This is a genomic window from Bacillus sp. OV166 (assembly GCF_900177675.1).
In the GTDB taxonomy this organism is placed as follows: domain Bacteria; phylum Bacillota; class Bacilli; order Bacillales; family Cytobacillaceae; genus Neobacillus.
The window spans coordinates 1390750-1404202 of record NZ_FXWM01000001.1; the positions used below are offsets into that span (position 1 = coordinate 1390750).

The 13453-nt window shown below is 39.4% G+C and carries 10 protein-coding genes; all 10 read left to right on the plus strand.

The genetic code is table 11. The annotated features are described in order from the left end of the window. Positions 1–5: 5 nt before the first annotated feature. Positions 6–770, plus strand: coding sequence for a type I 3-dehydroquinate dehydratase (aroD, locus tag CCK98_RS06545; protein ID WP_088085843.1), 765 nt, complete (start codon positions 6–8; stop codon positions 768–770). Between the two features lie 292 nt (positions 771–1062). Then, complete coding sequence (argC, locus tag CCK98_RS06550; RefSeq protein WP_088085844.1) at positions 1063–2100, plus strand: N-acetyl-gamma-glutamyl-phosphate reductase; 1038 nt, start codon at positions 1063–1065, stop codon at positions 2098–2100. A gap of 18 nt (positions 2101–2118) precedes the next feature. Next, a complete protein-coding gene (argJ, locus tag CCK98_RS06555; RefSeq protein WP_088085845.1) occupies positions 2119–3387 on the plus strand; it encodes a bifunctional glutamate N-acetyltransferase/amino-acid acetyltransferase ArgJ in 1269 nt (422 codons plus the stop codon). 14 nt (positions 3388–3401) lie between these two features. Then, complete coding sequence (gene argB / locus CCK98_RS06560; RefSeq protein WP_088085846.1) at positions 3402–4199, plus strand: acetylglutamate kinase; 798 nt, start codon at positions 3402–3404, stop codon at positions 4197–4199. Continuing rightward, positions 4199–5398: an acetylornithine transaminase gene (locus tag CCK98_RS06565; protein ID WP_088085847.1), complete on the plus strand. Its 1200-nt coding sequence runs from the start codon at positions 4199–4201 to the stop codon at positions 5396–5398. The genes argB and CCK98_RS06565 overlap by 1 nt, the downstream gene beginning before the upstream one ends. 5 nt (positions 5399–5403) lie before the next feature. Continuing rightward, entirely contained in the window at positions 5404–6480 is a 1077-nt protein-coding gene (locus CCK98_RS06570; RefSeq protein WP_088090328.1) for a carbamoyl phosphate synthase small subunit, read from the plus strand. Next, a complete protein-coding gene (carB, locus tag CCK98_RS06575; RefSeq protein ID WP_088085848.1) occupies positions 6467–9694 on the plus strand; it encodes a carbamoyl-phosphate synthase (glutamine-hydrolyzing) large subunit in 3228 nt (1075 codons plus the stop codon). Before CCK98_RS06570 ends, carB begins: the two co-directional genes overlap by 14 nt. Beyond that, the gene (gene argF / locus CCK98_RS06580; RefSeq protein WP_088085849.1) at positions 9687–10664 is read left to right on the plus strand and encodes an ornithine carbamoyltransferase; all 978 of its coding nucleotides are present in this window, start codon (positions 9687–9689) and stop codon (positions 10662–10664) included. Before carB ends, argF begins: the two co-directional genes overlap by 8 nt. A gap of 85 nt (positions 10665–10749) precedes the next feature. Beyond that, positions 10750–11961, plus strand: coding sequence for an argininosuccinate synthase (locus tag CCK98_RS06585; RefSeq protein WP_088085850.1), 1212 nt, complete (start codon positions 10750–10752; stop codon positions 11959–11961). Positions 11962–12022: 61 nt separating this feature from the next. After that, positions 12023–13399 carry an argininosuccinate lyase gene (gene argH, locus CCK98_RS06590; RefSeq protein WP_088085851.1) on the plus strand — a complete coding sequence of 459 codons (1377 nt, stop codon included), beginning with the start codon at positions 12023–12025 and terminating at the stop codon, positions 13397–13399. Positions 13400–13453: the final 54 nt, after the last annotated feature.

The following is a 13453-nucleotide window of genomic DNA, read 5'->3' on the forward strand; positions in this document are numbered from 1 at the left end:
AACAAATGACTAAAACAGTAACGGTTAGAGGTCTCGTCATTGGGGAAGGAATGCCAAAAATTTGTGTCCCGTTGGTGGGAGAAACACTTGTACAATTAAAGGAAGAAGCCGAATTTTTAAAAACAATTGACTTAGATGTAGTGGAGTGGCGGGTTGACTTTTTTGACCAAGTAGAAGATTTTGAGCAGGTGAAAAAGGCTCTTGCTGAAATTCGCACGATCCTGCCTACTACACCACTTATCTTTACCTTTCGAAGTCATAAAGAAGGCGGCAATAAGGAAATAACCACTTCTTTTTATTTTGAATTAAACAAGACGGTCGCAGAAACAGGTCTGGTGGATATCATTGATGTTGAGTTATTTAATGATGAAAATGAAGTCAAAACAATAATTGAAAAGGCACATGCAAAAAATGTTTTTGTTATTGTCTCTAACCATGATTTTCATAAGACGCCAACAAAAGAGGAAATTATCTCGCGGTTACGGAAAGCACAAGAGTTTGGGGGCGATATACCAAAAATTGCTGTAATGCCAAATAGTACAGCCGATGTGCTAACCCTCTTAGATGCAACAAATACAATGAACGAACAGTTTGCGGATAGTCCGTTCATTACCATGTCTATGGCAGGTAAAGGGGTCATAAGTCGATTAGCTGGCGAAGTATTTGGGTCTGCTGTTACTTTTGGGGCAGCAAAAAAAGCCTCAGCACCCGGACAGGTAAATGTGAAAGAGTTGCGAAGTGTATTAAACTTGTTGCATGAAAGTCTATAAATATCCGAAAAGCACTCAGAGGAGTGCTTTTTCTATTTTTGTAAGGAGACGGGCACGAATAAGCACCAATCGTTACCAGTGACTTCTATTTTTTAATAGCAGGTCCACTGTTTTTCTTATACATAAAGTTGCATAAAAATGGAATAATATCACACAACACAATGTAAGCGTTTTCATTAAAAGGAGGCGAAATAACTAAATAAAACTGAAAATTAAGGTATCTATCTATTGAATATTTATATATAACTATGTATAATAATTCATTATGAAAGACACTTAGGAGTTGGGTAAATTGAAAGCTGCAATTATCGGTGGTACTGGTTACGGTTCGATTGAACTTATTCGCTTAATTCAAAAGCATCCTCATTTGAAAATTGGTTCTGTTGTTTCTAACTCCCAAGCGGGCGCTAGGTTTAGTGATATTTATCCCCACTTATCTGACATTGTTGATCAACCTCTTGAATCCTTTGATGCAGATGCTTTAGGGGAAAATAATGATATTGTGTTTTTGGCGACGCCCTCCAGTGTGAGTAGTAATCTTGTTCCGTCACTTTTAAATAGCGGGGTTAAATGTATAGATTTATCCGGTGATTTTCGATTAAGGTCTACTGAAGAATATGAATCTTGGTATAAACATAAACCTGCCGATGAGAAATATCTACAACTAGCAAGCTACGGATTAAGTGAAATATATGCAGAAGAAATTAAAACAGCTAACTTAATAGCCAATCCGGGCTGCTATCCGACTGCGACTACACTCGGTCTTATTCCAATATTAAAAACAAATTTGGCTGATGAAACGTCGATTATCATTGATGCAAAATCTGGTGTTTCTGGAGCTGGAAGAGGACTTTCCTTAACAGCCCATTACTCGGAAATCAATGAAAACTTAAAAGCTTATAAACTAGGAGCACATCAGCATATTCCGGAAATTGAGCAAGTACTTTCAGATGAGAGTGGAAGTCCAATAACGGTTACATTTACAACCCATCTTGTTCCAATGACAAGGGGAATCATGTGCACGATGTACGTGAATCTAACAGAAGAAATTTCATCAAAAAAAATTATAGATTTATATAAACAATTTTATCAAGATTCTCATTTTATAAGGGTACGTCCAGAAGGGAATATACCTTCAACAAAAGAGGTTGCTGGAAGTAATTTTTGTGATATCGGGCTGCATGTTGACGAAAGAACAAACCGCCTGACCATCATTTCAGTTATCGATAATTTAGTTAAAGGGGCTGCCGGGCAGGCCATCCAAAATGTGAATTTGATGAATGGCTGGGATGAGCGAACAGGGCTTACAGACATTCCAATGTATCCATAAGTAAAACTACTACCTTTTATGTATAGAACGAAGGGAAATTTGAAGGGGGAAATTAAATTGACACAAGCTACATCAACAAACGAAATCGTAATTATAGAAGAAGGTAGTGTGACCTTACCTAAAGGATACAAAGCAGGCGGCATGCACTGTGGAATAAAAAGAAAGAGACTTGATCTGGGATATATCGTTTCAGAAGTTCCTGCAACAACTGCAGGGGTGTATACAACCAACATATTTCAAGCAGCTCCATTGTTAGTTACCCAAGAAAGTATCGCAAAAGAAAATATGATTCAAGCAATTATCGTAAACTCAGGGAATGCCAATGCCTGTACAGGAGAGCAAGGTTTACTTGATGCGTTCGCTATGCAAAAGGGCTTTGCAAGCGAACTGGGAATACAAGACCATCTCGTAGCGGTTACTTCAACGGGAGTGATCGGGGAACTACTGCCGATGGATAAAGTAAATGCAGGGATAAAACAAATCCTAAATAAAGATAATGAAAATGAAAATAATTTTATGGATGCTATCCTAACAACTGACACTTGTATCAAACATATAGCAGTGCAAATGAAAATCGATGGAAAAACAGTTTCCATTGGCGGTACCTCAAAGGGTTCTGGAATGATTCACCCTAACATGGCTACCATGCTTGGATTTGTAACAACAGATGCAAACATTGCCCAAGAAGACCTGCTTGGAGCATTGAGAGATATAACTAATCAAACTTTCAATATGATTACGGTTGATGGTGATACCAGTACGAACGATATGGTTTTAGTTATGGCAAATGGCTTGGCTGATAATAAACCACTAACTAAAGATCACCCTGAATGGAATATTTTTAAACAAGGGTTAAAAATCGTTTGTGAGTCACTTGCTAAAAAAATTGCAAGAGATGGTGAAGGTGCTACAAAACTAGTAGAAGTTCAAGTAAATGGTGCTTACAGTCAAAACGCAGCAAGTGCAGTCGGTAAAGCGATTATTTCATCAAACCTAGTTAAAACTGCAATTTATGGAACGGATCCAAACTGGGGAAGAATTGTTACTGCAATTGGCTACAGCGGTGTACCGGTTGAACCAAACGCAATTAAGGTGAATATCGGACCTTTCACTGTGTTCGAAAATGGTCTGCCAAGCACGTTTGTAGAAGAAGAAGTAAAGGAATACTTAGAGTCGGAAAATGTTAAATTAAGTGTTGAATTAAATCAAGGTAAATATAGCGCTACAGCCTGGGGATGCGATTTAACTTATGATTATGTGAAAATCAACGCATCTTACCGCACGTAAGGGAGGACAAGAAAATGAAATATATAGTCATCAAGTGCGGCGGAAGTGTGTTAGATAATCTCCCAAGATCCTTTTATGAAGATGTCGTAAAAATGCATCAAGCTGGTAAGTGGACACCAATCATTGTCCACGGTGGCGGGCCACTTATCACTTCGTTATTAAAAAACTTAAATGTCGAAACTACATTTGTGAATGGTTTAAGAGTGACTAATCATGAGGTGTTAGATGTCGTCGAAATGGTATTAAGCGGCTCAGTCAACAAACAAGTTGTAAGAAATATTGTGGAAGTTGGCGGAGAAGCACTAGGTGTGAGCGGTGTTGATGGCAGTTTGTTAAAAGCAGAGCCAACATCTGATTCAAAGAATTTAGGTTTTGTAGGGGACGTAATCGAAGTAAATCACAATGTAATAGATACAATCGTAAAACAAGGATATATCCCAGTCATTTCACCCATCGGAATAGATGCTAGCGGACAGCGATACAACATTAATGGAGATATAGCAGCAAGTGCGATTGCCAAAGCTTTGGAAGCAAATCTTTGTTTTATCAGTGATATTCCAGGGATTTTAATTGAAGAAAATGGAATGAAGACGAAACTAGATAAAGCTTCCAAATCTATAATTGAAACGTTAATCAATAATAAAACAATTTATGGTGGGATGCTTCCGAAGGTAAAAGCCGCTATTGACGGTCTTGTTCATAACATACCTGAGGTTGGTATTATCAATGGATTTGAGAAAAATAGCTTGATAGATTATATGGATGGAAAAAAAGTCGGCACAAAAATTGTCTTAGAAGAGGGGATCGCGTAATGTCAATCAATAATTCAATCTCCCTAGCCTCGCCAGTGATGGCAACATACAGTCGATTCCCTGTTACTGTCGTTAAAGGGAAGGGAAGCTATGTTTGGGATGAAAAGGGTACTCAGTATTTAGATTTCACTTCTGGTATAGCGACCTGTAACCTAGGGCATGTGCCTGATGTCGTAAAAGAAGCACTTGAGGAGCAATTACAGAATCTTTGGCACTGTTCAAACCTCTATAACATACCGAATCAGCAGCAATTGGCAGCGATTCTTACTGACAATAGCTGCGGTGACCAAGTTTTCTTTTGTAACAGTGGGGCGGAAGCAAATGAGGCAGCGATCAAGTTAGCTAGAAGGTATGCCAACAAAGTGAAGGGAAAGGAATCACCTGAAATAGTAACGTTTCAGCAATCCTTTCATGGTAGAACGCTAGCCACCTTATCGGCCACAGGACAAGAAAAAATTCAGCAAGGATTTTTGCCGTTAGTATCCGGGTTTAATTATCTTCCTTTTAATGATGAAGAAGCACTTGAACTGCTCTATACACTCGAGCCTGCAGCCGTTCTCCTTGAGCTTGTTCAAGGAGAAGGTGGAGTCATCCCAGCGAACCAAGAATGGGTTAGTAAACTTGCGAAAATTTGCCAAGAAAGAGAAATCCTCCTAATGGTGGACGAAATCCAGACAGGGATCGGTAGAACAGGCACACTGTTTGCATATGAACAATACGGCATAGAGCCCGATGTCATTAGCATTGCAAAGGGACTTGGTTCAGGTTTTCCAATTGGAGCAATGATCGCAAAAGAAGAAGCCGCTAAAGGATTTGACCCAGGAAGCCACGGCAGTACTTTTGGAGGAAATCCATTAGCAACAGCAGCAGGACTCGCGACTGTTACACATATTACTGAAAGTAATTTATTAAATAACGCCAACGAAATTTCAGGGTACTTAGATAAAAAGTTACAAGAACTGAAGGAAAAGTACTCTTTTATAAAAGATATCCGCGGCCTCGGCCTATTTAAGGGAATGGTCGTCGAAACGAATGCTTTAGGAATTGTTCAAAAGGCAATCGAAAACCATCTTCTTATCTTAACAGCTGGACCAAATGTAGTGAGAATTTTACCTCCGTTAACAGTAACAAAGGAAGAAATAAATGAATTTATTAAAGCATTGGAAATAACTTTCCAAGGTATTGAGAAAGGCGAGTGAGTATGTTGCAGAATGGATACCTTACTTTGGAAACGGGAGAAGTATTTGAGGGGGTACTAATTGGTGCCGAAAAAGAGTCTCTAGGAGAAGTGGTTTTTAATACAAGCATGACTGGGTATCAAGAGATTATCACCGATCCATCATACGCAGGACAAATCATTACCTTCTGTTATCCCATTATCGGTAATTATGGGGTTAACGCAATCGATGATGAGAGCATCACACCAGCATTATCAGGGGTGATTATCGGTGATTTATGTGAAACACCGAGCCATTATCAATCCGTAAATAAATTCTCTGAAAAACTAAAGCAGGCAGGAGTTCCTGGGATTGCAGGAATTGATACGCGTCTTTTAGTAAAAACCATTCGCAGCCGTGGGACGGTAAAAGGGTATTTAAGCCAGTCCAAGAATGGCGAAATATCAGCACCAGAAAAATCTTCATTTTGGGTGGAGAAAGTATCAACTAAAAAAATACAATATTTCAAAAACCAAGGGCCGCATGTGGTGCTCATGGATTATGGATTTAAAAAGTCGATTCTCAACGCCCTGCTAGATGAAAACTGTGCGGTAACAATCGTCCCATACAATACTCCTTATGAAAAAATAAAGGCCTTGAACCCAGATGGTGTCCTGTTCAGTAATGGACCTGGGGACCCAATGGAATTAAAAAAATGGTTTCCAGAAATAAAAAAAATAAGTCAGAACTATCCTACACTGGGCATTTGTCTTGGGCATCAATTAATCGCCCTTGCCTATGGGGCTAAAACAAAAAAACTAGCCTATGGACATCGCGGTGGTAATCATCCAGTGAAGGAACTTACGACTGGAAAAGTGAAAATCACAGCACAAAATCATGGCTATGTTGTCGTTGACGAAAGTATTGACAACAAGGAATTCGATGTCACCTACCGAAACGTAAATGACCGTTCGATTGAGGGGCTAATGCATAAGAACCATCAGATACAAACCGTGCAATTTCATCCTGAAGCCCATCCAGGACCAAGTGATACAGAATATATTTTAAAAAATTTCGTAACTCAGATAGCTTCTATGGGAGAGACTGTTTATGCCATTAAATAAAAGTTTAAAAAAGGTACTAGTGATTGGATCAGGTCCAATTGTTATTGGGCAGGCTGCAGAATTTGATTATGCAGGTACACAGGCATGTATAGCCTTGAAAGAAGAAGGAATTGAAGTTGTTTTAATTAATAATAACCCGGCCACCATCATGACAGATGAAGCCGTTGCCGATAAGGTATATATTGAACCGCTTAACGTTGAAACCATTGAAAAAATCATCAAGAAAGAAAAACCTGATGGTATTATTGGTACACTAGGCGGCCAAACGGGTCTGAATTTAACTGTGCAGCTTTACGAACAAAATATTTTAGAAAAATATAATGTTGAATTATTAGGAACATCTGTTGAGTCTATCAAAAATGGTGAGGACAGAGAGAAGTTCCGTAACTTGATGCTTAAAATTGGTGAACCAATTCCAGAGTCCGCGATTATTCACAGCTTTGAGGAAGGCGTGTCCTTTGTAAAGGAAATTGGATTTCCAGTCATCATTCGCCCTGCGTATACACTTGGAGGGGATGGAGGCGGCTTTGCTTATAATGATGAAGAACTGGAAACTGTTCTGAAAAAAGGCCTAGCGGCAAGTCCGATTCAGCAGGTGTTGGTAGAAAGAAGTATCAAAGGCTGGAAAGAAATTGAGTATGAAGTCATGAGAGACGACAATGACACGTGCATCATCGTTTGTAATATGGAGAATATGGATCCAGTCGGTGTTCATACAGGGGATTCTATTGTCGTTGCTCCGTCGCAAACATTAACAGATGTCCAATATCAAATGCTTCGTGATTCTTCTATAAAAGTTATTAAAGAATTAAAGATTATCGGTGGTTGTAACATCCAGTTTGCTCTTCATCCGGAATCGAATCAGTATTACATTATCGAAGTAAATCCAAGGGTGAGCCGTTCTTCGGCGCTTGCATCTAAAGCGACTGGTTATCCAATTGCCAGGATGGCTGCGAAGTGTGCGATTGGGTATCATTTGGATGAGATTGTGAATCCGATAACAGGTAATACCTTTGCATCATTTGAGCCAGCGATTGATTATATTGTGGTAAAACTACCTCGCTTTCCTTTTGACAAATTCCCTGAAGCGGACCGGACCTTAGGAACGCAAATGAAGGCAACTGGGGAAGTTATGGCGATTGATCGGACATTTGAAGGTGCCTTAAACAAAGCCATTCGCTCGATGGAAATGAATGTTTATGGACTTTGCCTCGAAGGAAATAAATTAATTGATGAAAAGAACTTGCTTGAACTTCTTAACCAGGCAAATGATCAGCGATTATTCATCATTGCAGAATCGCTTAGAAGAGGGATCTCACTTCAAAAAGTTCGACAGTTGACCGAGATTGATCCATGGTTTTTACACAAAATTAGCTCAATCGTTACGTTAGAAACGGAATTAGCTGCCTATAATTGGAGCGATGTTCCAGTTTCCTTGCTTAAGGTAGCAAAGCGAAATAATATTTCCGATAAGCTCTTATCTCAAATATTTGCTATTCCTGAAAAGCAGGTAAGAAGTAAATGGAAAGAACTCAACTGGAAACCTGGTTATAAAATGGTTGATACCTGTTCAGCAGAATTTGATGCTGTTACACCTTACTATTATTCAACCTGGCACGGGTTTGATGAAGTTGAAGTGACGAGCAAGAAAAAGATTCTTGTCATTGGCTCTGGCCCAATTCGAATCGGCCAAGGGATTGAATTTGATTACTGCTCGGTACACGCGGCAAAAGCGATCAAGAAAAAGGGCTACGAAGCGGTTGTTATCAATAACAACCCTGAGACTGTTAGTACCGATTATTCGATTGCAGACTGCCTTTATTTTGAACCACTTGCAGCAGAGGATGTACTTCATGTCATCGAAAAAGAACAGGTGGAAGGTGTATTGATTCAGTTCGGTGGGCAAACAGCCATTAATTTAGCCCATGATTTAGAAGAAGAAGGGATCAAAATTTTAGGTACTACGGTGAAAAATGTTGATCGCCTAGAAGATCGTAAAGAATTTTACCAGTTGCTTGAAGACTTAAACATTCCGCATATAGAGGGTCAAACCGTTTCGCATTCTGACGAATTAATAGAAGCAGCCACTAAACTGGGTTATCCAGTCCTTGTGCGCCCATCTTATGTCATTGGCGGCCAATCAATGTTTACTATTTTTTCAGAAGCGGAATTGAGCCAGTATATACTGCAACTGGAGAAAAATTCGCAGGCAACGATGTGGCCATTATTAGTAGATAAATACTTACCTGGATTAGAGTGCGAGATTGATGTCATATGTGATGGGGAAAATATCCTCGTCCCAGGTATCTTTGAACATATAGAAAAAGCTGGGGTCCATTCAGGGGATAGCATCTCAGTGTTCCCGCCGATATCACTGTCAGAGAAAATTAAAGAAACGTTAATTGATTATGCCGAAAAAATTGCAAATTCAGCACCAGTTATTGGAATCATGAACATTCAATTTGTTATCTATGAAGGCCAGGTTAATGTGCTTGAAGTCAATCCGCGTTCTTCTAGAACAGTGCCAATCATGAGTAAGGTCACAGGAATTCCGATGATTGAATGGGCGACACGCGTTCAATTAGGAGAGACCCTCTCAGATCTATGTTCAACAAAGGGACTAATGGATGAGCCATCCTATTTTTCAGTAAAAACTCCTGTTTTTTCATCAAGTAAGCTAAAAGGTGTTGACCATGTGCTAGGACCAGAAATGAAATCAACTGGTGAAGCGCTTGGCATGGGAGTAACCTATCAAGAGGCACTTGAAAAGTCTATTCCTGCTCTTGGCGGGCAACAAGATGAAAATTATATTTTCTGTTCCATTTCTGATCGAGATAAGCAAGCATCTCTTCCTATCATTCAAGAACTTGTAATAAAACAATACAAGATTGTTGCTACAGAGGGGACTGCTTCATATTTCCAAAACCATGGAATTGATGTTGAAAAAGTGATTAAGGAAGATGCAGAAGTCATTGAACTTTTCCGAAATCAGTCCATGAATGCTGTCATTAATATACCGAATCAAGGACGAAATAAAATTAAATTTGGTTTCCAGATTCGCGAACATGCGGTTCGCTACAAGGTACCAGTATTTACACACTTAGATACAATTGAAGCGATTATCGGCCTGGAAAAAGGATCTCAATCCGATTCTGAGGTTCGATCTATGAATGAATATTACAAGTTGGAAGAGAGAGGTGCCGTTCATGGGTGAGGCCATTAAATTAAATGAAATTAGTAATATAAATAAGCCGAAACTTAAAGGAAAGGGCTTTTTACAGCTTTCCGATTTTAGTACAGATGAAATCTTCTATCTTCTAAACGAGGCGATAGAGATGAAAAAGCTCCAAAAACAAGGAAAACCGCATCCGTATTTAAGCGGGAAGGTTTTAGGGATGATTTTTGAAAAATCATCCACCCGTACAAGGGTATCATTTGAGGTAGGGATGTTGCAGTTAGGCGGTCATGCAATATTCTTAAGTTCAAAGGATATCCAGCTTGGAAGAGGAGAAAGTATTTCTGATACCGCAAAAGTGTTGTCGCGCTATGTGGACGGATTAATGATTCGAACGTTTTCACACGATTCAGTCGAAGAATTAGCTGAGCATGCAACAGTACCAGTTATTAATGGTTTAACTGACCTGCAGCACCCTACCCAAGTGTTAGCAGACCTTTTAACGATTCTTGAGTATAAAGGGAAACTGTCCGGCTTAAAGATGTGCTATATTGGGGACGGCAATAACAATATGGCTCATTCTTTAATGGAAGGCGCGATGAAGGTTGGAATGGATATTAGCATTGCCAGTCCCCCAGGATATTTGCCTGATGGAAAAATAACAGAGAAGGCAATTAAAGTTGGAAAACAAACTGGATGTAAGCTCGTGATTACAAATGATCCGCTAGAAGCTGTTAAAGATGCAGATGTCATCGTAACAGATGTCTGGACCAGTATGGGGCAGGAAGAAGAAACTTCAAAAAGACTCGAGGCGTTCCATGGATTTCAAGTAAATAATGAACTTTGTAAGAATGCAAAGGAGGACTATATCTTTTTGCATTGCTTGCCTGCTCATCGAGGCGAAGAAGTAACAGCAGAGGTCATCGATGGTCCTCATTCAGTGGTTTTTGATGAAGCGGAGAACCGTCTTCATGCCCAGAAAGCAATTTTAAAACTTTTACTAGCATAATAGTTTCCTTTTCTATGAGATTTGTTGTATAATAATTCTATCGGTTGAATAAAAATACACATACGGTAAGAGGAGAATAATAACAATGACAAAAGAAAAAATTATTTTAGCCTACTCAGGCGGTTTAGATACATCAGTTTCAGTAAAATGGATTCAAGAAAAATATGGCTACGATGTAATTGCATTAGGTCTAGATGTCGGTGAAGGAAAAGACTTAGAAGCCATCAAAAATAAGGCACTGAATGTCGGAGCCATTAAAGCATATATGATCGATGCTAAAGAATTATTAGCAAAGGAATATATTTTACCAGCATTAAAAGCTAATTGCTTATATGAAGGAAAATATCCATTATCTTCAGCTTTATCTAGACCGCTTATTTCAAAACTATTAGTAGAGGTAGCTGAACAAGAAGGGGCTACTGCTGTTGCTCATGGCTGCACAGGTAAAGGAAATGACCAAGTACGTTTTGAAGTTTCCATCCAAGCATTGAACCCAAGTTTAAAAGTTGTTGCCCCTGTTCGTGAATGGGGAATGACACGTGACGAAGAAATCAAATATGCTGAGGAGAACGGAATTCCAATCCCAGTCGATTTAGATAATCCATTTTCAATTGATGCCAATATCTGGGGACGTGCTTGTGAGGCCGGAGTTCTAGAGGATCCATGGGCTGAGGCGCCAGAAGCAGCCTTTGATTGGACGAATCCAATAGAACTTACACCAGATGCAGCGGAGTATGTTGAAATTGAATTTGAACAGGGGGTACCTGTTGCCCTTAACGGTGAGAAACTCCCACTTGTTCAATTAATTGAAACCTTAAATGAGCTTGGCGGCAAGCATGGTGTTGGCCGTATTGATCATATTGAAAATAGATTAGTAGGAATTAAATCTCGTGAAGTGTACGAAAATCCTGCTGCGCTAATTTTAATCAATGCCCATAAAGAATTAGAGTTTTTAACTCTAACTCGTGAGGTTACACAATTTAAGACACAGGTTGAACAGCAAATGGCGAAGATCATTTATGAAGGACTTTGGTATTCTCCGATAAAACCAGCACTTGATGCATTTATTAATGAAACTCAAAAGAACGTTTCTGGAACAATTCGTGTCAAGCTTCATAAAGGTAATCATACGGTTGTGGGCAGAAAGTCTCCTTACAGCTTATATAACGAGGAACTAGCAACGTATTCAAAAGGTGATGCGTTTGATCATAATGCCGCAGTAGGATTTATTAAGATTTGGGGTCTGCCAACAAAGGTCTATTCAGAAGTGAATAAAAAGGAATCAATTTTAAAATAATTCGGATTGCCCTCGAATCCTTTTTCGAGGGCTGTCTTGTTAGGTTAAGGGGGAGCAATCAATGTCTAAGTTATGGGGCGGCCGTTTTACGAAAGAAACGAATAAACTAGTTGAGGAATTTACAGCCTCAATTACATTTGATCAAAAGCTAGCTAAGGAGGATATTGCAGGAAGTCTTGCCCATGTGCAAATGCTGGGTGAGTGCGGTATTATTCCAATGGAGGATGCTATAAAGATTAAGGACGGACTACTCTCCATCAAGAAAATGGTCGATGATAACGCGGTAGAGTTTTTAGTTGAAGATGAAGATATCCATATGAATATTGAAAAGTTATTAATAGAAAAAATTGGTCCGGTGGGAGGAAAGCTCCATACAGGGAGAAGCCGTAATGATCAGGTGGCCACCGACATGCATCTATACTTAAGAACGAAAACAACTGAGCTTATTAAATTAATAGAAGATGTCCAACAGGCATTAATTGAGCAGGCGAAAGAGAATGTCCAAACGTTAATACCTGGGTATACTCACCTGCAGCGTGCCCAGCCTGTATCCTTTGCCCATCATTTAATGGCATATTTTTGGATGTTTGAACGTGATAAAGAGAGATTGATTGATAGTTTAAAGCGTATCAATTGGTTACCTCTTGGTTCAGGGGCATTGGCAGGAACGACGTTTCCGATCAATCGTGAACGTGTCGCGGAACTGTTGGGGTTTGAAACGGTTTATCCTAATAGTATGGATGCTGTCAGTGATCGCGACTTTATCCTTGAGTTTTTATCGATTGGTTCAATAATCATGACCCATATTTCCAGATTATCCGAAGAGCTTGTCATTTGGTCGAGCCAGGAGTTTCAGTTCGTCGAGTTGGATGATTCATTTTGCACAGGTTCAAGTATTATGCCGCAAAAGAAAAATCCAGACGTACCTGAGCTGCTACGTGGAAAAACCGGACGGACATATGGTAATTTAATCGGACTGCTCACCGTTCTTAAAGGTCTGCCACTCGCGTATAACAAGGATTTACAGGAAGATAAGGAAGGTATGTTTGATACGGTTGAAACGCTTGAAGGTTCCTTAATGTTATTAGCACCGATGATTGAAACGATGACAGTAAATAAAGACGTGATGCGTAAGGCCATTAACAATGACTTTTCTAATGCCACAGATATTGCTGATTACTTAGTAAGAAAAGGTCTGCCTTTCCGTGATGCGCATGAAGTTATCGGAAAAATTGTTTTATATGCTATTCAGTCTAACAAATTTTTGCTAGATTTGAGCTTCGAAGAATATCAGGGCTTTAGTCCATTATTTGAGGAAGATATTTATGTTGTATTAGCTCCTGAGCATGTTGTTGGTGTCCGAAATAGCTTTGGGGGAACAGCTCCAGAGCAAGTGGAAAAGCAAATCAAGCTTGCTGAGGGAAAACTAGAGCAATAAAAATAATTTTTTAAAAGCCTGCCATTTGGTAGGCTTTTAGTTTTTAAAATTTGT